A 19,430-nucleotide genomic window follows, 5' to 3' on the forward strand; every position below is an offset into this window, starting at 1 on the left:
TCAGCCGACCGTGGAGAAAGCGCCGGGAGTCTGCGCCAACACGACGGCGAGCGTCGCGACGGTGGCGACGAGCATCAGAGCCGCGGCCGTGAGCGGCACCCAAAACGTGATCCGCGAGCGACGGAGCCGAGCGAAGGAAATCACCACCGCCGCGACCATCAGGACAACGCCGATCGCGAGCAGCCAATACCCGCCAACGCGGGCCGCCTCCCCGAAATCGATCTTCTCGAGCGGAGTGTGAGCGGTCGATACTTCGAGAAGGTTGTCAAACGCGAGGTAGTACGGAGCCGTCTGGACGACGTTGACGGCCCCGAACACGAGCAAGGCGATCGTGATCATCGGATCGAATCGGCGGGCTCGCAACACCGGCACGACGGGCACGTCGCGAGAGACCGGCGGACGTGCGTTCGTTGGGGGTGCGTTCGGCGGAGCTGGCGTGACGACGAGCTGTGCGTCGAGCGGGGTGCCGCGCAGAGCGGCGACCTCCTCCGGCGTGGCGTATTCGCCGTACTGGGGGGCGGGTCGGGACGCGGGACGCAGCGATTCCTCGCTCATGTGCGAGTTCGCCCGCCGAGCGCGCGGCTATCGGTCTGACCCGATGCGTCGCGGCGCAGTTCCTTGGGAAGCGAGAACATCAAGTCTTCTTCCGCGGTCTTCACCTCTTCGATGTCGCGGTAGCCGGCATCCGCCAGATCGTCGAGAACCTCGCGCACGAGTACCTCGGGCACCGAGGCGCCGCTCGTCACGCCAACGGTCTGAACGCCGTCGAGCCAGGACTGCTGGATCTCGCTCGCGTAGTCGACGCGGTGCGCGGCCTTGGCGCCGTGCTCAAGGGCGACCTCCACGAGACGCACGCTGTTGCTCGAGTTCGCCGACCCGACGACGATCACCAGGTCAGCCTGCGGAGCGACCTTCTTGATCGCGACCTGGCGGTTCTGGGTGGCGTAGCAAATATCGTCGCTCGGCGGGTCTTGAAGATTCGGGAAGCGCTCCCGCAACCGGCGCACGGTTTCCATCGTCTCGTCAACGCTGAGCGTGGTCTGCGAGATCCAGACCAAGTTGTCGGGATCACGCACCTCAAGCCCGGCAACATCGTCGGGCGAGGTGACGAGCGTCGTGCGCTCCGGCGCGTGACCCATCGTGCCCTCAACCTCTTCGTGGCCGACGTGGCCGATGAGCAGGATGTCGAGGTCTTGTTTCGCGAATCGGGTCGCCTCGCGGTGCACCTTGGTTACCAGCGGACAGGTCGCGTCGATGGCCTGAAGCCCGCGGGCCGCTGCGGCTGACACGACCGCCGGTGAGACTCCATGAGCGCTGAACACCACGTGGGCGCCCTCGGGAACTTCCGCGACATCGTCAACAAAGATCGCCCCGCCGCGCTCGAGCTCGCTCACCACGTGCACGTTGTGCACGATCTGTTTGCGCACATACACGGGAGCGCCGTAGTTCTCGAGAGCCTTCTCGACCGCGATCACGGCGCGATCTACCCCGGCGCAATAGCCTCGGGGCGCAGCCAGCAGCACGCGTTTGGCACCCGCGATCGGAAGGTCGCTCAGCCTTCCGCGGACCGCGGGGGCGCGGGGCGCGGCCACAACAACTGCGCCGTTCGTGATGCTGGACACAGGTTGAGTCTACGAAGACCGACCGAGTCCGCGCCGCCCGGGTGCGTCAGGCGCCGAAGACAAAGCTCCCGACCAGCGAATCCTGCTGGTCCTGGCTGCCGTTCACGGTCGAGATCGTGAACTGCGCACCGTCGTGGAAGAACACCACGACGCGAACGACGCCCGACGAAACCGTAACGGTGCCCGAGGCTCCGCGCTCACCGTCGACATCGATGAACTTCTGGTCGGAAAGCGTTCCCTGGCTCGAGGTGGCGGCACCCTCAAGAGAGGCAGTGAGGAGCGCGTCGTTAACGGTACTGATCAGCCCATCCGGGAATTTAAGCGCGCTCACGGTTTGTACCCGGTCGCCTCCGGTCCAGCTCGCGATTTTGATGACGAGGTTGTAGCCCCCCACGGACTGCGGAACTGAGCTCTCGACGGCCGTGCCGCCGAAGTCGACGCTGTAGCCGAAGTCTGGGGAGGTGTAGGTCACCGTCTGCGCCGCCGGCTGCGACGCCGCGACAACCGGGGATCCGGGGGTCAACGAGCACGAAGAAACCCCCAAGACGATGGCGAGCGCCACAACGGGAACGACAACAAATCTGGACATGACATTCATGGGACACTCCTGGCCATTCGATGACCGCCTGATGTAACGGTCAGGTCAAGTCTGCCAGAACCGTGGACGGTGGCTGCGTCCCCCGCCTCGGCTAACCTGACCGCGTGGCTGAGGACAACGCATCCGACCAGCGCTCCTCGCCCGAGGCGCCCTGGCCGGTCGCCGTGATGTCGGGAAAGCTCAAGGAGTACATCGAGCGTCTCGGCACGGTCTGGGTCGAGGGTGAGATCACCCAGTGGGGGCTTTCCGGCGGCAACGCCTACGGCAAAGTCAAAGACCTCAGCGAAGACGTCACCCTGTCTTTCCGGGTCTGGTCGACGACCCTGATGAAACTCAAGGAGGAGTTCCGGCAGGGCGATCGAGTTGTCGCGCTGGTCAAGTCGGAGTGGTGGCCGAAAGGGGGCACCCTCACGATGCAGGTCTACGACATCCGGCATGTCGGCGTCGGCGACCTGCTCGCCAAGCTGGAGGCGCTACGCCGCAAGCTCGCCGACGAGGGTCTGTTCGACCTGGATCGCAAACAGCGGCTGCCGTTTCTGCCGGGCTGCATCGGCCTCGTCACAGCAAAGGACTCCGACGCTGAGAAGGACGTTCTGCGCAACGCACAACTGCGCTGGCCGGCGGTGAACTTTCGGATTCGGTACGCGACGATGCAGGGCGACCGAGCCTGGTCGGAGGTCTCGGGCGCGATCAAGTCGCTCGACGCCGACCCCGAGGTTGATGTGATCATCGTCGCCCGTGGCGGCGGCGACTTTCAGAACCTGTTGCCCTTCAGCGACGAGCGCCTCATCCGGGTCGTCGCTGAATGCCGCACCCCGGTGGTCAGCGCGATCGGGCACGAAGCCGACCACCCGCTGCTCGACGATGTCGCCGATCTTCGGGCGTCGACCCCGACCGACGCCGCGAAGCGGGTTGTTCCCGACATCTCCGACGAGCTGGCACGGGTTCGGCAGGCTCGAGGTCGGATGGCGGTGCGCGCCACCGGACTCGTGTCCGCCGAGATCGACAGGCTCGCCAGCATCCGATCTCGTCCAGTGCTGGCTGACCCGGATCGCATCGTGTCCGACCGCGCTGAGGAGTTGACCCGGTGGGTTGCGCGCGGTGCCGAACTCGTCGACTATCACCTCGAGCGCGCCGGCCTGCGAATCGTCGAGTTGCGCGGGCAACTGCGCACTCTGTCGCCGCAGGGCACGCTGGAACGCGGGTACGCGATCGCCCGACTCCCCTCGGGCGCAGTGTTGCGACGGGCAGCGGATGCCGTGGCCGGCGAACGCATACGGCTGACGCTGGCGAGCGGCGAACTGGCGGCGACGGTGGATGACGACCGAACCCCGGTCGCCGACCAAAGCTAGAGTGGAGGCCGTGGCCGACACTCCCCCGCTCGAAGATCTGAGTTACGAGCAGGCCCGCGATGAACTGGTGAAGGTCGTCAACCTCCTCGAACAGGGCGGCGCCTCGCTTGAGGAATCACTCGCCCTCTGGGAGCGCGGCGAGGCCCTTGCTCGGCGCTGCGAGGAATGGCTGATCGGCGCGAAAGCTCGACTTGACGCGGCGCGCGTTGCGCCGACCGACCCCGGTGTCGGCGCGTCGTGAGCGCTCCGACCTCCACCGAGCCCGCAGCTACCGCGGTCTCGAACGCGGCCCAACGCCGCGCAGCCCGTCAGGCCAACCAGACCACGTTCAACCTGGTGCTCGCGGTGGTCGCCTCGCTCGGCTTAGTGCTCTTCCTGGTCGTGGTCGTCGTACGTCCGACAGTCGCGCCGCTGACCGTCGACTTTCGTTCGGTGGGCGCCGCGGCGCAGTCCGATGTTTCCGACACCCTCGTCATCCCGGACCTGCCGGCCGACTGGACCGCGAATCGCGCCGAACTCGTCACCGGCACGACGGATGGCGTGGTGCGCTGGGAGATCGGCTTCCTGACACCCGGCGGCGCCTACATCGGCCTCGTCCAGGGAGTCGACGCGAACCCTTCGTGGCTCGCCGACCAGGTCGCGAACGCCCGGTCGTCGGGCGACATCCAGCTCGGCGGTCTCGACTGGGCCGCCTATGACCGTCGCGACGCACCCGACCCTGGGAACGTGGCGTACGCCCTCACGACAGTCTCGGGCTCCTCCACGATCGTGCTCAGAGGCACGGCATCCGATGAGGAATTCGCCGTGCTCGCCACCGCCATTGCGAAGGGTCGACCGTGAGCGCGCGAACCCCGGCCCAGGCCTGGCGCGAGATGTCGCGCGGTAACGAGCGCTTCGTCGCGGGCGAACCTCAGCATCCTCGGCAAGACGTTGAACGACGTACCGAAATCGCCGAAGCCCAGGAGCCGCACGCCGCCCTGTTCGGCTGCAGCGACTCCCGCCTCGCCGCCGAGATCATCTTCGACAAGGGTCTGGGCGACCTGTTTGTGGTGCGCAACGCCGGCCAGATCATTTCGGATTCGGTCATCGGTTCGCTCGAATATGCGGTTGCCGTGCTGCACGTGCCGCTCATCGTCGTGCTCGGCCACGATGAGTGCGGGGCCGTACGCGCTGCGATCGACGCCCAGCAGCCGGATGCCGTCCCCCTCCCGCCGCACATCGCGCAGCTGATCGAACCGATCGCCCCGGCGGTGCGGCGCGTGCTCGCGCGCGACCCCGACCCGCACCCCGACATCCTCGAAGTCGGACGCGAGCATCTTCGCGACACCGTGGCTGAACTATTGGAGCGCTCCGAACTGATCGGCGCGGCAATTGCGATGAGTACGCTGGCAGTCGTCGGAGCGAACTACCGGCTCCTCGAGGGTCGCGTGATTCCGGATGTCATTCTCGGTTCGGTCGAAACCTAACCGCCCGTTTCGCCGAAAGACCGTTTCAACGAAAGGCCACGTCACCGTGAGCACCGAGACCTCGACGTCCGATTCCGGTTTCCGTATCGAGCACGACACCATGGGTGAGGTGCGGGTTCCCGCCTCCGCCCTCTACTCCGCGCAAACCCAACGGGCTGTCGAGAACTTCCCGATCTCCGGCGCCGGCCTCGAGCCCGCCCAGATCGTCGCGCTCGCGCGCATCAAGCGCGCCGCCGCCCTCGTGAATAAAGAGCTCGGCATCCTCGACGCCCCAATCGCCGACGCGATCGTCGCCGCGGCCGACGAGATCATCGGCGGGGCACACCACGATCAGTTCCCGGTCGACACCTACCAGACCGGATCTGGCACCTCGTCGAACATGAACATCAACGAGGTGCTGGCGACCGTCGCCTCGCAGAAGCTCGGCTCGCCGGTGCACCCAAACGACCACGTCAACATGTCGCAGTCCAGCAACGACGTCTTCCCGACCTCGGTGCACGTCGCCGTGACCGGGGCCTTGATCGGCGACCTCATCCCGGCCCTCCAGCACCTCGAGAAGTCGCTGCTGAAGAAGGCAGATGAGTGGCGTTTGGTCGTGAAGTCGGGCCGCACCCACCTGATGGATGCCACTCCCGTCACGCTCGGCCAGGAGTTCGGCGGCTACGCGCGGCAGATCCATCTCGGAATCGACCGCATCAACGCGGCGCTCCCACGGGTTGCCGAAGTTCCCCTCGGCGGCACCGCGACAGGTACCGGCATCAACACCCCGAAGGGCTTCTCGCCGAAGGTCATCGCGATCGTCGCCGAGACCTCCGGCCTGCCGATCACCGAGGCACTCGACCATTTCGAGGCTCAGGGTGCGCGCGACGGACTCGTCGAAGCCTCCGGCGCACTGAAGGTGCTCGCCGTTTCACTCACCAAGATCTGCAACGACATCCGCTGGATGGGGTCAGGCCCGAACACCGGGCTCGGTGAGATCCACATCCCCGACCTGCAGCCCGGCTCGTCGATCATGCCCGGCAAGGTCAACCCGGTCATCCCGGAGGCGACCCTCATGGTCTGCGCCAAGGTGATCGGCAACGACGCCACGATCGCCTGGGCCGGCGCCTCGGGCAGCTTCGAACTCAACGTCGCCATCCCGGTGATGGGAACCGCGCTGCTGGAGTCGATCCGCCTGCTCACCAACTCCACACGTCTGCTCGCCGACAGAACCGTCGACGGCCTCGTGGCGAACGTCGACCGGGCCCGCGCTCAGGCCGAGTCGTCGCCGTCAATCGTCACGCCGCTCAACAAGCTGATCGGCTACGAGAACGCGGCCAAGATCGCGAAGCACTCGGTCTCACACGGGATGACGGTGCGCGAGGCGACGATCGACCTCGGCTTCGTGGAGCGCGGCGAACTCACGCTCGAGCAGTTGGACAAGGCTCTGGATGTCTTGTCGATGACTAAGCCGGGCTAAAGCCCGCGAATGACTAAGCCGGGCCAAAGCCCGCGAATGACTAAGCCAGCTAGCCGACCGCCCACGGTCCAGCACCACACGAGCGCCCCCGTTTCGACCGGGGCGCTCGTGTCGTTGTAGCGCGAGCGCCGTCGAACTGGCCAGGCATCCCTTCGGTATTCAGTGTTGCTAACTACCGGTACTAAGTGTTACTTTGTACCGGTACTCAGCGTTACTGATTAGTGAAGGGAGGTCGCATGGCCAAGCAGATGACCGAGATGCTCAAGGGCACCCTCGAAGGCCTCATCCTCGCGGTCCTGGCCGGGCGCAACGCGTACGGCTACGAGATCACGGCCTGGCTACGAGACAGCGGGTTCAGCGACATTGCCGAAGGCACGGTGTACGCGCTCCTCGTCCGCATCGAGCAACGCGGCCTCGTCGACGTGGAAAAGGTCCCGTCAGAGAAGGGACCGCCGCGCAAGGTGTACTCGCTCAATAGCCAAGGACGTACCTACCTCGACGAGTTCTGGGCGACCTGGAACTTCCTCGCCGAACGACTCGAACAACTCCGAACCGAAGGGAAATAGACCATGGCCAAGAACCCGATCGAGCTGGTTACCGGCTCGTTGAAGGACAAGAAGCAATGGCGCGTGTATCGCGCCCGCATCAAGCAGTTGCCCGCCAGCTACCGCGCGACGGTCGGCGCAATCGAGAAGTACCTCTGGAACTTCGGCGAAACGCCGACCGAATGGCCCCGCGCGGCCGCGATGTTGGATGGCCTCGCCGACCTGTTCGAGCGAGCGGCGACCGATGGGACTCCGATCCGCGACATCGTCGGGGACGACCCGGCCGACTTCGCCGAGACCTTCGCTCGCAGCTACTCCGACGGCGGCTGGATCGCGAAGGCCCGGGCTCGGCTCGTCCAGGCCGTCGATGACGCAGCCCGTGAGGACGGGGACTCATGAGCACGGCGACAGCCATCCGGGTCACGGATCTGCGAAAGTCGTATCGGAAACTGCACGTTCTCAAGGGCGTCGACTTCGAGGTTGAGCGCGGCAGCGTCTTCGCGCTGCTCGGCTCGAACGGAGCCGGCAAGACCACCGTCATCAAGATCCTCGCGACTCTGCTGAAGGCCGATGCCGGATCGGCGGATGTCGCCGGCTTCGACGTCGCACGGCAGGCCAGCGAGGTGCGCGAGTCGATCAGTCTCACCGGGCAGTTCGCGGCCATCGACGACATCCTGACCGGACGTGAGAACCTGATCCTCGTCGCCCGGTTGCGGCACCTCCGTGACCCGCGGGCGATCGCCGAAGGCCTCCTCGAACGTTTTGCGCTCACCGAGGCCGGCGATCGCAAGGTCTCGACGTACTCGGGCGGCATGCGCCGGCGACTTGACATTGCGATGAGCCTGATCGGTGAACCGCCCGTCGTCTTCCTCGACGAGCCGACAACGGGCCTCGACCCGGAAGCTCGGCTCGAGGTCTGGGCCACGGTGAAAAAGCTCGCCAGCGCGGGCACCACGGTGCTGCTGACGACCCAGTACCTCGAGGAGGCCGAGCAACTCGCCGACCGAATCGCCATCTTGCATGAAGGTCGGATCATCGTGAACGGCACCCTCGCCGAGCTGAAGAAGCTGCTCCCTCCGGCGAAGGTCGAGTACGTCGAGAAGCAGCCCACGCTCGAAGACGTCTTCTTTGCTGTCACCGGCACATCGCACGATCTGGGGAAACACGACCTCCCGGAAGGAGACCGTAAATGACCACGCACTTCGTCGGCGACACGCTGACCCTGACGGGCCGATCGCTGCGCCACATCCTGCGCAGCCCGGACACAATCATCACCACCGCGATCATGCCGATCGCCTTCATGTTGCTGTTTGTGTTCGTGCTGGGCGGGGCGATCGACACCGGCACCGGACCCGGCGAAGGCTCATACGTGAACTACCTGCTGCCCGGAATCCTGCTCATCACGATCGCGTCGGGCATCGCGTATGTCGCATACCGGTTGTTCCTCGACCTCCAGAGGGGAATCTTCGAAAGGTTCCAGTCGATGCCGATCGCACGGTCTGCGGTGCTCTGGGCGCACGTGCTGACCTCGATCGTCGCGAACCTGATCTCCGTCGTGCTCGTGGTGGGAGTCGCCCTCATCCTGGGTTTCCGCTCGGGCGCGGGGCCGCTCGCGTGGCTGGCCGTCGCCGGAATCGTGACCCTCTTCACCCTGGCGCTCACCTGGATCGCTGTGATCCCCGGCCTTACCGCGAAAACGGTCGACGGCGCGAGCGCGTTCTCGTATCCGCTGATCTTCCTGCCGTTCCTGAGTTCGGCCTTCGTCCCCACAGCGTCGATGCCCGGGCCGGTGCGCTGGTTCGCGGAGAACCAGCCGGTGACCTCGATCGTGAACTCGATCCGGGCTCTGCTGACGCAGCAGCCCGTGGGCATCGAACTGCCGATCGCGCTCGCCTGGTGTGTCGGCATCCTTGCGGTCGCCGTGGCGGTCGCGACCGTCATCCACCGTCGTCGGATCGGTTAGTTAGGCAGCGGGCGCCATCACCACGCAGGCGACCAGAGCGCCGACGTAACCCAGCAGCAGGAACGGTCCGAACGCAATCCGGCTTCCCCGGCCGCGCACGATCAACACCACGAGGGCAACGAGCCCGCCGAGGGTGAACGCGAGCAGCGGGGATGCGATCGCAACGAGGGATGTCGGCGACGCAAGTCCGAGGACGGCGGCGAGCTTCACATCCCCCATGCCCATCCCGCCGCCGATCGCGAGCACGAACAGGACGCCCCCGTAGGCGGCACCGGCGATCAGCGGAACGAGACGTGGATGCCCGGTCGTCGCCCACGATCCCGCTCCGGCGAGGACGCCAACGATCAGCCCCGGCACGACAAGTCGGTTCGGCAGCCGGTGCTGGGTGAGGTCGAACCGGGTCAGTTCGGGCGCGACCGCTGCGATGTAGAGAGCCGGGATCGCGGCGACGACCGGTCCGATCGCGACCCAGGCCAGCATCCCGATCGCAATCACGACCGGCAGTTGCCACCCGATCCGTCGCATGCCGCGATGTTAGCCGCGCCAGCGGGTCAGGCTCGGGATCCTTCCGCAGGCCCGAACACGACCACCGTGGCGAGGTCTTCGATGATGTCGACGAATCGGTGCCCCTCGCCGGCGGGCACGAAGATGACCGAGCCCGGACCGACCGGCACTGAGCCGGTGTCGTCGCCCACGAAGGTGGCCCGGCCAGCCGTCACGACGTAGATCTCATCCTCGGTATGCGGCGACTGTGGGTCGACGCCGCCCGCCGGGATGCGGTACATCCCCACCGAGAGGTCGGGCACGCTCAATTGCTCGACGTAGCCGTCGGCGGTGGTCGGATCGAGAACCTGCATGACGGAACGCTAACGCTCCGGCGCACCAAGTTGTCCATCTGAACGCTTGAGGTGGACCGATTGGCGCGCGCGAAGGCGCGAGAACTTGGACGGGCCGTGCCTGGGGGGGGTTACGCCAGCTCGTTACTCTCCAGCATCTCCGTGACGAGGGCCGCGATGGCCGACCGCTCGGAGCGCGTCAGGGTGATGTGGGCAAACAAGGGGTGGCCCTTGAGGGTCTCGATCACCGAGGCGACACCGTCATGGCGTCCCACCCGAAGGTTGTCGCGCTGAGCGACATCGTGGGTGAGCACGACTCGGGAGTTCTGACCGATCCGGGAGAGCACCGTCAGCAGCACGTTGCGCTCAAGCGACTGCGCCTCGTCAACGATCACGAAGGCGTCGTGCAGGGAGCGTCCGCGGATGTGGGTGAGCGGCAGCACTTCAAGGATGCCGCGCTCGACGATCTCCTCAAGCACGTTGTCGCTGACCAGCGCGCCGAGGGTGTCGAAGACCGCCTGACCCCAGGGGCTCATCTTCTCGTCCTTGTCGCCGGGCAGGTAGCCCAGCTCCTGGCCACCGACCGCGTACAGCGGGCGGAAGACCATGATCTTGCGGTGCTGCTGCTTCTCCAAGACGGCCTCCAGGCCGGCGCAGAGGGCTAGCGCCGACTTACCGGTGCCTGCCCGTCCGCCGAGCGACACGATGCCGATCTCGGGATCGAGCAGCATGTCGATCGCGAGGCGCTGTTCGGCGCTGCGACCGTGGAGGCCGAAGACATCCCGATCGCCGCGCACCAACTTGAACTGTCCGCGGCCGGTGACCCGACCCAGAGCGGAGCCCCGGTCGGAATGGACGACGAGGCTGGTATTGATCGGGATGTCAGCCACCGCGCGCGAGGACAGCACCTCGTTCTCGTACAGCTCCGACATCTGTTCGCTCGACAGGTCGATGTCGGCCATGCCGGTGTAGCCGGAGTCAACGGCAAGTTCTGCCTTGTACTCCTCGGCGGCGAGGCCGATCGACGCAGCCTTGACGCGCATCGGCAGGTCTTTCGAGACCACCGTGACCGCGAGTCCGTCGTTCGCGAGGTTCATCGCGACCGCGAGGATGCGGGAGTCGTTGTCGCCGAGCTGTAGCCCCGACGGCAGAACTGCCTGGTTCGAATGGTTCAGTTCGACCCGCAACGAGCCGCCGTCGTCACCGACCGCCATCGGGAAGTCCAGTCGTTCGTGTTGGATGCGCAACTCGTCGAGGTTGCGCAGGGCCTGCCGCGCGAAGTACCCAATCTCGGGATCGTGGCGTTTCGCCTCGAGTTCCGACACGACGATGACGGGCAGCACAACAGCGTGTTCCGCGAACCGAAACATCGCCTTGGGATCGCTCAGCAACACCGAGGTATCGAGCACGAAAGTGCGCTCCCCCTGCCTCGGTTTCGTCGATCCACCGTTTCCGGCGGAGGTGCTCTGCTGAGGCTTGTCGAGTGCGGGCACTCCCACTCCATCCCCGGGGATGCTCCCCGGCTCTGTCTCGTGGCGGCCACTTCAACTCGGATGCGAACTTACGTGGCCGCTCCGACCAGGCGCCGTGCCTGATGTCCAGACGCTAACCCCGCGCGCGGGGCCAGCCGCGTTTCGACACGCGTCCCGCGCGTTACGGGCGTGTGAACGATTCGAAACGCGGATTTAGATCGTCGTCGCGAACGAGACCAACGCGGCGCGAAGCATCGAGAAGGTCTCTTCATCGACGGTGGCGTGCGCCGACAGTCGAACCGTCGCGTCGCGCACCGTCACCGTCACCCCGTGGTTGTGCAGGGAGGCCACGAGTATCGTGAGCTGCTCGGCCGTCGGCTCGAGCACGACGATGCCGGCACGCTCGGATTCGTTTCGCGGCGACACGACCGGTACCGCATACTCGTCGGCGAGGTCGATCAGCCGAGATACCGAGTGAGCTATCGCCGAGTTGAGCACCGGCACCCCCACCAGAGCGATCTGCTCCAGCGCGGCCGCGAGTCGGGCGGCTGCGACGGGTTCGGCGTGCGAAACCTGGAAGGCGTCTGCTCCGGGCAGCGATGGCGTGACCCCGTCATAGAAGCCGTCTTCTGCTCCCGCGAGACCCGACCAGACGGGGGTGAGCTGTTCGCGCGCCCGATCACTCAGAGCCAGGAAGCCGGTGCCGGTTCCCGCGCGCGGCCATTTCTGACCGCTGGCGGCGACGACATCGGCGAGCGCAAAGGGGACCTCGACGACGCCGAACCCTTGGCTCGCGTCAACAATCAGGAGACGATCGCCGATGACATCCCGAATGCCGTCGAGGTCCGCAAGGTAGCCCGTGCGAAAGTCGACGAGACTCACGCCGACGGCGACAACATCCGGGGTGAGCTGGTCGCGGAGGATGTCAGGGGTGACGCGGCCGGCATCCGTCTGCAGCCAGAGCGGAACAACAGCACCCAACGCCGACGTGGCTCGCGATACGGCGAACGTCAGGGACGGGAACTCGGTCGGCGACAGCGCGACCCCGCCCGTGATGCCGAACATGGTGTGCATCAGACCCTGCGACGTGTTCGGTTGGAACACCACCTGGTCCGGTCGGAATCCACCGACCGCGGCGACGGCCCGCCGCATCCGGTCGTGCTGGCCGAGCAGGACGCCGAGAGATCCGAAGCGGGCCGTTGCAAGCACGGTGCCGAGCGCGGTCTGCTCCTCGAGCACCGCGCGGCCGACCGGTGCGATCCGGGCGTAGTCGAGGTAGCCGGGCTCCTCAGAGAACCCGGCCTGGTAGTCCTCAAGCGCGGTCACGTGCCGTACCTCCGGTCACGGGTCGCGTAGGCGCGCAGCGCTCGGAGGAAGTCGACCTCACGCAGGTCGGGACCAAGCGCCTCGACGAAGTAGAACTCACTGTGGGCGCTCTGCCAGAGCATGAAATCCGACAGTCGCTGCTCGCCTGAGGTGCGGATGATGAGGTCGGGATCGGGCTGACCCTGAGTGTAGAGATGGTCGGCAATCAGCTCCGGGGTGAGGATCTCGGCGAGGTCGTCGATCGTCCCGCCGCCTTTGCCGTGGCTGCTCACAATGCTGCGCATGGCATCCGCGATCTCCCGGCGCCCGCCGTACCCCACGGCGAGGTTGATGTGCAGGCCCACGTTGTCACGGGTGCGATCTTCGGCGGCCTTCAGGGTTTCCACGAGAGGCTGAGGGAGGCCGTCATCGCGACCGACGTGCTGTACCCGCCAATCGCCGGACCGCGAGAGATCGTCGGCGAGGGCGGCGATGATCTCGAACAGTTGTCGAAGCTCTTCGGGGTCACGTCCCGTGAGGTTGTCCGAGGACAGCAGGTAGATCGTCACGACTCGAATGCCGAGCCCGTCGCACCAGCCCAGGAACTCGTGCATCTTCGCGGCTCCAGCCCGATGGCCGTGGGCCGCGGTCTCGTGCGCTCGCTCCCGTGCCCAGCGGCGATTGCCATCGATGATCATGCCGACGTGGTGCGGCAGGGATGCGTCGACCAGCTCTCGGCGAAGCCGTGCGGAGTAGAGGCCATACAAGAGCCCTACGCCCGATGAGCCCTTTCGTTGTGGCACCCCCCCAAGGTAGTCGAGTGTTCCCGGTGCTTCGGCTGGACGAGAACGTACACTCACCCGCATGACCCCTCCGCGCATCAAAATCGTCGCCGAGGGTGAGACGGGCGGTACCACCGGCGCTGACGTCGGCGGCGACATCCCGAACATTCCGCTGCTCGACGACGAGCTGCAGCATCCACCAGTCGAGACGAAGCCGACCTGGCGCGGCTGGATTCATGCCGGGATGTTTCCGCTCGCCGTTGCCGCAGGAATCGTGCTCATCGTGCTCGCCGACGGTGGACCCGCCAAGGCCGCAGCCGCAGTCTTCATGGCGACCTCCGTTCTGCTGTTCGGCATCTCGGCGCTCTACCACCGCTTCAACTGGAGCCCACAGGTCAAGGCCGTGTTTCGTCGTCTCGACCACGCCAACATCTTTCTGCTGATCGCAGGCACCTACACGCCGCTCGCGACGGCCGCACTCCCGTTTGGCGAAGGCATTGTGCTGCTCTGCCTCGTGTGGGGCGGCGCACTTCTCGGTATCGCGTTCCGGGTGTTCTGGCTTCGCGCCCCGCGCTGGTCGTACGTGCCGTTGTACCTGCTCCTAGGCTGGGCGGCTCTGCTCTACGTCGGCGACCTCGTGCAGTTCAACGGGGTGGCGATGATCCTCATCGCGGTCGGCGGACTGGCGTACACGACCGGTGCCCTGTTCTACGGCTTCAAGCGGCCCAACCCGATCCCCGGCGTGTTCGGATTTCACGAGCTGTTCCACACCTGCACGGTGATCGCATTCATGTGTCACTGGACGGCGACGCTGCTGATCCTCACCCACCCGCTCGGCTGGTAGTCCCTCGCGTGCGCGGCGCGGTGATTCACTCGGTTCGCGCGTCGAAAGTGGTTCTCCCGAAGCCGTGAGGTGGACCGATTGGCGCGCGCGAAGGCACGTGTCGGCCGACGGGCGGCGTCGGCGGCGGGGCGGGCAGGAGTCGGGCGGCGAGACCCGTCAGGCGTCTTTCTCGGCGGCGCGCGCTTCTTCGGCGTCGAGCCGCACGTTCGCCTCGACTCGATATCGCAGGCGTCGGGTTCGACGCACCATATCGATCATCAGCAACACGACGACCACGGCCAGAGCGAACGTCACGATAAAGCCCGTGACGCCCGGGGTCACGACGTTGGGGTTGACCTCGCCAGGGTCGGGAGTGCTGAGCGGTAGCAACCAGAACACGAAAGCCCTCCCGATGCGAATAGCCTGGTTCCAGGGTAACCGGAGGTGAGATGAGCGACATCCATGTCGCCGAGCGTTACGGTCGCACGGCCGGTTCGCGCCGACGACGCGTGACTCTCGCCGTCGTCACGGGCGTTGCGGTGCTTATCGCGGCCGTCGTCTGGGTTCTCTGGGCTGGACTGTTCAGCCCTACGGCGAGCCTGGAATCCCGCGACCTCGGCTACCGAAACCTCCCCGATCAGACCGTCGAGGTGAGGTTCGAGGTCACGACCGAACCGGGAACAGCCGTCTCCTGTGCACTCCAGGCGCTCAACGAAGACTTCGGAGTCGTCGGCTGGAAGGTGGTCGAACTCGCCCCGAGCGACACCCGCACTCGCCAGTTCACCCAGGTCGTGCGCACGGCGGAACCGGCGCTGACCGGGTTGATCTACCGCTGCTGGCTGACCTAGCATTGTCCAACTGCCCGGCTTCGGCCGGGCTGACTCATTGCGGGGCACCCTTGCTGGTTTCCGTCCCGCCCGTCTCACGAGGAGTTCGCATGTCTGACACCGCTGCCACGACGTGGCTCACGCAGGAGTCCTTCGACCGACTGAGCGCCGAACTGACCGAACTTGAGGGCCCGGCGCGCTCGGATATCGCTAAGAAGATCCAGTCGGCGCGCGAAGAGGGCGACCTCAAAGAGAACGGTGGCTACCACGCCGCGAAAGACGAGCAGGGCAAGATTGAGGCGCGCATTCGGCAGCTCACCCAGTTGCTGCGTTCGGCGACAGTCGGCGAGGCCCCGGAATCTACGGGTGTCGTCGAGGTCGGCACTGTCGTGACGGCGAAGATCGCAGGAGACCAGAGCACGTTCCTGCTGGGCAGCCGCGAGATCGCCGACGACACGAGCGAGATCGAGGTCTATCCGGCGACCAGTTCGCTCGGGCAGGCGATTCTCGGCCTGAAGGTCGGCGCGCGGGCGTCGTACATCGCGCCGTCGGGCAAAGAGATCGCGGTCGAAATCGTCGCAGTCGAGACCTACAAGCCGCGCTAGCTCTCCCCGATGTGCGGGCGGTACCCCGCCTCACGAAGCCGTGCCAGCACCAGTTCGGCGTGCTCGGGACCGCGTGTTTCCATGTGGATGTCGATGCCGACCTCGTTGATCTCGAAGCCGGAGCCGTGTCGGGTGTGCAACACCTCGACGACGTTCGCGTTGGCATCCGAGATGATTTCGGCGATGCGGGCGAGCTGCCCCGGTCGATCGGGAAGCGGGATCTGCACCTTCAGGTACCGGTGGTCGGCGGCGAGACCCCGGCTGATGACCCGCTCCATCACCATCGGATCGATGTTGCCGCCCGAAAGCAGCACGACCGTCGGCCCGAGCGCGGTGACCGCGCCGGTGAGCAGCGCGGCAACGCCGGCAGCCCCCGCGGGTTCGACCACCAGTTTGGCCCGTTCGAGCAGGATGACGAGTGCGCGCGCGATGTCGTCGTCGCTGACGGTGACCACCGCATCCACGGTTCGGCTGATGATCTCGAAGTTGAGCTCGCCGGGCTTGGCCACCGCAATGCCGTCGGCGATTGTCGGCCCCAGCACGACCGGCCGGATCTCGCCAGCATCGAGAGAACCGGGATAGGGCGCGGCATTCTTGGCCTGCACACCGATGACGCGGATGTCGCGGTCGGGTGCCGCCTGCGCGAGGGCCGACGCGATGCCGGAGATCAGACCGCCGCCGCCGATCGGCACGATGACCGTGGCGACATCCGGAACTTGCTCGAGAATTTCCAGCCCCACGGTGCCCTGCCCGGCAACGACGTCGGGATGATCGAACGGGGGGATGAAGACACCACCGGTGGTCGCGGCGAACTCGCGGGCCGCCGCATTCGTCTCGTCGAAGATGTCACCATGCAGCACGACGTCGGCACCGTACCCACGGGTCGCCTGCAGCTTCGGCAGCGCGACTCCCATCGGCATGAAGATCGTCGCCTTGATCCCGAGTTCGCGAGCGGCGAGTGCGACGCCTTGTGCGTGGTTGCCGGCCGACGACGCGACGACGCCGTGCGCGCGCTCCTCCGGGGTCAACTGCGAGAGCCGGTTGTACGCCCCCCGAATCTTGTACGAGCCGGTGCGCTGAAGGTTCTCGGCCTTGAGGTACACGGTCGTGCCGGCGATCCCGGAAAGGTAGCGCGACTTCTCCATCGGCGTGGTCTCGACCACCGCGGCGATGCGCTCGCGTGCCGCCTGGAAGTCGGCAAGCGTCGGACCGGGAATGGTCGCGCGATCAAGTTCCGCTCGCACGACGTGCCCTCCTGACCGGGATGGGGGTGGTCGGCGTTGTCACATCGGCGACGCTCGGATGCGGGTTGGTGCGCCACTCGCCGCGCGCGATATACCCGATCATGCCGTTCAACAGCGCGACCAACGGAACCGCGAACAGCGCCCCGGGGATGCCGGCGACGAAACCGCCGGTTGCCACCGAGAGCACGATCGCCAGCGGATGGACCTTGACCACCGAACCGACCAGAAGCGGTTGCAGGATGTGGCCTTCGACCTGTTGCACGAGGATCACGACCCCCAGCATGATCAGCGCTTGCCACGGACCCAGGTAGATGAGGGCGACAAACACGGCGATCGCGCCGGAGAGCACCGCGCCCACGACCGGAATGAACGACGCCAAGAAGACGGCAATGGCGATCGGGATGACGAGCGGGAACCCGCGGCCGTCAACCAGCCCGAGGATGAACGCGCCCAGCCCGATGCCGACGGCGTCGATCGCCGCGACGATGATCTGCACCTTGACGAAGGTCGTGAGGGTGAGCCAGCCGGCTTCGCCTCCGCCGACGATCGCGGCGCGCGAGCGATTCGGAAAGAGCCGCACGATCCAGTTCCAGATGCCCCGGCCGTCGATCAATAGGAAGAGGGTCGTGAAGAGAGCGAGCAGAACCCCCGCGAGGATGTGGCCGACGTTTGATCCGACCGCGAGCGCGCCGGTCAGCAGGGCGTTGCTGTCGGTGCGAAGGGCAGTGAGCAGAGCATCCGCGTAGCCGTTGATGTCGGCTTCGGTCAGGTGCAGCGGTGAGTCGAGAAGCAGGGTCTTGAGTTCGTCGTACCGCGTGAGGGTTTGCGCCTGGAGGCCAGGGAGGCCGCTGCGCACCTGGAAAACGACGACGGTGACGAGGCCCGCGACGACCGCGATGACCGCGATCTCGTTGACCGCGACGGCGAGCCACTTCGGCCAGCCCTTGCGTTGCAACCAATTGCAGAACGGCACGAGCAGCGCGGCCAGCAGAACCCCGACGAAGAACGGGATGGCGACGGAGCGCAGTTGCACGACGAGAAAGCCGACGAGCGCGACCACTCCGGCGACGACCAGGATGCGCCACGACCAGGCCCCGGCCACCCGCATCCCGAAGGCGACCGTGTCGTCGGGCGAACGAGGCTCGTCGGATGAACCGGCACGGGCGCGCGGGCGCGGCGGGAGTGTGGAGTCGTCGGCTCTGGCCACGCGCTCAGTCTAGGCGCGGCGTGGAAGCGCCCCGGGCGGCACCACAGACCGGACGGCGCAGTCGCGACGCGCTGTCGTGGGCTCTGGCTAGGGTCGTGAGGGTGGCGGAATCGATCTCGGCGGCTGCGGCGCGACGAATCGCGTTGGCCGCACAAGGCTTCGGCAGCCCGCGTCCTGCCGCCGTCGGCACTCGGCAGCTCACCCTCCTGTTGCAGCGCCTCGGGGTGTTGCAGATCGACTCGGTCAATGTGTTCGAGCGCAGTCACTACCTCCCGGCCTTTGCTCGACTCGGCTCCTACGACAAGGCACTCCTCGACCGGTTGACGATGACCGCGAAGTCGCCATATCTCGAATACTGGGCGCACGTTGCGACGTTTGTGCCCCGCGTCGACTGGCCACTCTGGCGGTGGCGGATGGCAGACATGCGTGCCAAGTACGGCAAGCCCGGAACCTGGGTCGCCGAACATCCCTCGACCATCAGTTTCGTTCTCGATGAGTTGCGAACCAACGGTCCGATGGCAGCCAGCGATATCCAACACGAAGACAATCGACGTACCGGTCCCTGGTGGGGGCTGTCGGAGTTCAAGGAAGCGCTCGAGCATCTGTTCGTGTTCGGCGAAGTCGTGACCATGGGACGCAAAGGCTTCGAGCGCGTCTACGGGCTCCCCGAGCACGCGCTCTCACCCGAGCTGCTCGACGCCCGCGTTGACGCCGTTGACGCAAAACGCGAACTGGTGCGCCGGGCGGTACGCGCGCACGGCATCGGTACTGCGAAGGATCTCGCCGACTACTACCGACTCGCGATCGCGACGACGACGACGCTCCTCGGTGAGCTCGTCGATGCGGGTGAGGTCGAGCGGGTCAAGGTTGAAGGCTGGAAGGCGCCCGGCTTTCTCCCGCTGGGCACACGCATCCCGCGTCGAATCGAAACGGCAGCTCTGCTGTCGCCCTTCGATCCGGTGGTGTGGGAACGTGACCGCGCCGAGCGGATGTTTGGCTTCCGCTATCGCATCGAGATCTACACCCCCGCCCCGAAACGGATATTCGGGTACTACACGCTGCCCGTCCTGGTGGATGACGCCATCGTCGGTCGGATCGACCTCAAGAGCGACCGGCAGGCCGGGGTGCTGCGGGTGCAGTCCGCCTGGCGCGAAGCCCATGCGCCGCGCGGGATCGAGGAACGCCTCGTTCCGGTGTTGCGTGAGACCGCTGCCTGGCAGGGGCTTGGCGACATCCTGGTGCTGGATCGCGGCGACCTTGCTCGTGATCTGGCCACCGCACTGGGAACTGCGCCGCTGTCAACGTAGACAGGGGGGTTGCGCGT

At 66.3% G+C, this 19,430-nt stretch carries 24 protein-coding genes; 13 read left to right on the forward strand and 11 right to left on the reverse strand.

Features of this window, described 5'->3' with window-relative positions; translation table 11 throughout:
* The 3 genes from ABIR17_RS10175 to ABIR17_RS10185 are packed head-to-tail and all read right to left on the reverse strand — an operon-like array spanning position 1 to position 2,211.
* A complete protein-coding gene (locus tag ABIR17_RS10175; RefSeq protein ID WP_348004261.1) occupies positions 1-555 on the reverse strand; it encodes a DUF6264 family protein in 555 nt (184 codons plus the stop codon).
* The gene (locus tag ABIR17_RS10180) at positions 552-1,622 is read right to left on the reverse strand and encodes a 4-hydroxy-3-methylbut-2-enyl diphosphate reductase (RefSeq protein ID WP_348004262.1); all 1,071 of its coding nucleotides are present in this window, start codon (positions 1,620-1,622) and stop codon (positions 552-554) included. The genes ABIR17_RS10175 and ABIR17_RS10180 overlap by 4 nt, the downstream gene beginning before the upstream one ends.
* 46 nt (positions 1,623-1,668) lie before the next feature.
* On the reverse strand, positions 1,669-2,211 hold the full coding sequence (locus ABIR17_RS10185) for a hypothetical protein (RefSeq protein WP_348004263.1): 543 nt from the start codon (positions 2,209-2,211) through the stop codon (positions 1,669-1,671).
* A gap of 176 nt (positions 2,212-2,387) precedes the next feature.
* Between ABIR17_RS10185 and xseA the strand changes: the two genes are divergently transcribed.
* The 9 genes from xseA to ABIR17_RS10230 all read left to right on the forward strand — a co-directional run bounded on the left by xseA (position 2,388) and on the right by ABIR17_RS10230 (position 9,005).
* Positions 2,388-3,572, forward strand: coding sequence for an exodeoxyribonuclease VII large subunit (gene xseA, locus ABIR17_RS10190; protein ID WP_348004311.1), 1,185 nt, complete (start codon positions 2,388-2,390; stop codon positions 3,570-3,572).
* Positions 3,538-3,813, forward strand: coding sequence for an exodeoxyribonuclease VII small subunit (locus ABIR17_RS10195; protein ID WP_348004264.1), 276 nt, complete (start codon positions 3,538-3,540; stop codon positions 3,811-3,813). Before xseA ends, ABIR17_RS10195 begins: the two co-directional genes overlap by 35 nt.
* On the forward strand, positions 3,810-4,412 hold the full coding sequence (locus tag ABIR17_RS10200; protein WP_348004265.1) for a DUF4245 family protein: 603 nt from the start codon (positions 3,810-3,812) through the stop codon (positions 4,410-4,412). The genes ABIR17_RS10195 and ABIR17_RS10200 overlap by 4 nt, the downstream gene beginning before the upstream one ends.
* A gap of 32 nt (positions 4,413-4,444) precedes the next feature.
* Complete coding sequence (locus tag ABIR17_RS10205; protein ID WP_348004312.1) at positions 4,445-5,038, forward strand: carbonic anhydrase; 594 nt, start codon at positions 4,445-4,447, stop codon at positions 5,036-5,038.
* A gap of 46 nt (positions 5,039-5,084) precedes the next feature.
* On the forward strand, positions 5,085-6,497 hold the full coding sequence (locus tag ABIR17_RS10210) for a class II fumarate hydratase (protein ID WP_348004266.1): 1,413 nt from the start codon (positions 5,085-5,087) through the stop codon (positions 6,495-6,497).
* A gap of 236 nt (positions 6,498-6,733) precedes the next feature.
* Positions 6,734-7,063, forward strand: a complete 330-nt coding sequence (locus tag ABIR17_RS10215; RefSeq protein ID WP_348004267.1) for a PadR family transcriptional regulator — start codon at positions 6,734-6,736, stop codon at positions 7,061-7,063.
* Between the two features lie 3 nt (positions 7,064-7,066).
* Positions 7,067-7,441 (forward strand): DUF1048 domain-containing protein, encoded by a 375-nt coding sequence (locus ABIR17_RS10220; RefSeq protein WP_348004268.1) that lies wholly within the window; start codon positions 7,067-7,069, stop codon positions 7,439-7,441.
* Complete coding sequence (locus ABIR17_RS10225) at positions 7,438-8,235, forward strand: ATP-binding cassette domain-containing protein (protein WP_348004269.1); 798 nt, start codon at positions 7,438-7,440, stop codon at positions 8,233-8,235. The genes ABIR17_RS10220 and ABIR17_RS10225 overlap by 4 nt, the downstream gene beginning before the upstream one ends.
* On the forward strand, positions 8,232-9,005 hold the full coding sequence (locus ABIR17_RS10230) for an ABC transporter permease (protein WP_348004270.1): 774 nt from the start codon (positions 8,232-8,234) through the stop codon (positions 9,003-9,005). Before ABIR17_RS10225 ends, ABIR17_RS10230 begins: the two co-directional genes overlap by 4 nt.
* On the opposite strand, the gene ABIR17_RS10235 is transcribed toward ABIR17_RS10230, so the two are convergent.
* The 5 genes from ABIR17_RS10235 to ABIR17_RS10255 all read right to left on the reverse strand — a co-directional run bounded on the left by ABIR17_RS10235 (position 9,006) and on the right by ABIR17_RS10255 (position 13,421).
* Positions 9,006-9,530 (reverse strand): A24 family peptidase, encoded by a 525-nt coding sequence (locus ABIR17_RS10235; RefSeq protein ID WP_348004271.1) that lies wholly within the window; start codon positions 9,528-9,530, stop codon positions 9,006-9,008.
* A gap of 26 nt (positions 9,531-9,556) precedes the next feature.
* Positions 9,557-9,862, reverse strand: coding sequence for a cupin domain-containing protein (locus tag ABIR17_RS10240; RefSeq protein ID WP_348004272.1), 306 nt, complete (start codon positions 9,860-9,862; stop codon positions 9,557-9,559).
* Between the two features lie 110 nt (positions 9,863-9,972).
* Positions 9,973-11,250: a PhoH family protein gene (locus ABIR17_RS10245; protein ID WP_348004313.1), complete on the reverse strand. Its 1,278-nt coding sequence runs from the start codon at positions 11,248-11,250 to the stop codon at positions 9,973-9,975.
* Between the two features lie 276 nt (positions 11,251-11,526).
* A complete protein-coding gene (locus ABIR17_RS10250) occupies positions 11,527-12,639 on the reverse strand; it encodes an aminotransferase class V-fold PLP-dependent enzyme (protein WP_348004273.1) in 1,113 nt (370 codons plus the stop codon).
* The gene (locus ABIR17_RS10255) at positions 12,636-13,421 is read right to left on the reverse strand and encodes an isoprenyl transferase (protein WP_348004274.1); all 786 of its coding nucleotides are present in this window, start codon (positions 13,419-13,421) and stop codon (positions 12,636-12,638) included. The genes ABIR17_RS10250 and ABIR17_RS10255 overlap by 4 nt, the downstream gene beginning before the upstream one ends.
* 61 nt (positions 13,422-13,482) lie before the next feature.
* Between ABIR17_RS10255 and ABIR17_RS10260 the strand changes: the two genes are divergently transcribed.
* Positions 13,483-14,244 (forward strand): hemolysin III family protein, encoded by a 762-nt coding sequence (locus tag ABIR17_RS10260; RefSeq protein WP_348004275.1) that lies wholly within the window; start codon positions 13,483-13,485, stop codon positions 14,242-14,244.
* Positions 14,245-14,400: 156 nt separating this feature from the next.
* Here the strand turns inward: ABIR17_RS10260 and ABIR17_RS10265 are convergent, their stop codons facing one another.
* A complete protein-coding gene (locus tag ABIR17_RS10265) occupies positions 14,401-14,622 on the reverse strand; it encodes a hypothetical protein (protein WP_348004276.1) in 222 nt (73 codons plus the stop codon).
* A 50-nt stretch (positions 14,623-14,672) separates the two neighbouring features.
* On the opposite strand from ABIR17_RS10265, the gene ABIR17_RS10270 reads away from it, so the two are divergent.
* Together ABIR17_RS10270 and greA are read left to right on the forward strand one after the other, a co-directional pair.
* Positions 14,673-15,071 carry a DUF4307 domain-containing protein gene (locus tag ABIR17_RS10270; RefSeq protein ID WP_348004277.1) on the forward strand — a complete coding sequence of 133 codons (399 nt, stop codon included), beginning with the start codon at positions 14,673-14,675 and terminating at the stop codon, positions 15,069-15,071.
* A gap of 89 nt (positions 15,072-15,160) precedes the next feature.
* Entirely contained in the window at positions 15,161-15,655 is a 495-nt protein-coding gene (greA, locus tag ABIR17_RS10275; protein ID WP_348004278.1) for a transcription elongation factor GreA, read from the forward strand.
* Here the strand turns inward: greA and ilvA are convergent.
* Together ilvA and ABIR17_RS10285 are read right to left on the reverse strand one after the other, a co-directional pair.
* Positions 15,652-16,899 carry a threonine ammonia-lyase gene (gene ilvA, locus ABIR17_RS10280; RefSeq protein WP_348004279.1) on the reverse strand — a complete coding sequence of 416 codons (1,248 nt, stop codon included), beginning with the start codon at positions 16,897-16,899 and terminating at the stop codon, positions 15,652-15,654. The genes greA and ilvA overlap by 4 nt on opposite strands.
* Entirely contained in the window at positions 16,883-18,106 is a 1,224-nt protein-coding gene (locus ABIR17_RS10285) for an AI-2E family transporter (RefSeq protein WP_348004280.1), read from the reverse strand. Before ABIR17_RS10285 ends, ilvA begins: the two co-directional genes overlap by 17 nt.
* Before the next feature lie 101 nt (positions 18,107-18,207).
* Here ABIR17_RS10285 and ABIR17_RS10290 point away from each other — a divergent pair, with 101 nt between their 5' ends.
* Positions 18,208-19,413: a crosslink repair DNA glycosylase YcaQ family protein gene (locus ABIR17_RS10290; protein ID WP_348004281.1), complete on the forward strand. Its 1,206-nt coding sequence runs from the start codon at positions 18,208-18,210 to the stop codon at positions 19,411-19,413.
* The last annotated feature ends 17 nt before the right edge of the window (positions 19,414-19,430 follow it).

This window comes from Pseudolysinimonas sp., assembly GCF_039912695.1.
Classification (GTDB): domain Bacteria; phylum Actinomycetota; class Actinomycetes; order Actinomycetales; family Microbacteriaceae; genus Pseudolysinimonas_A.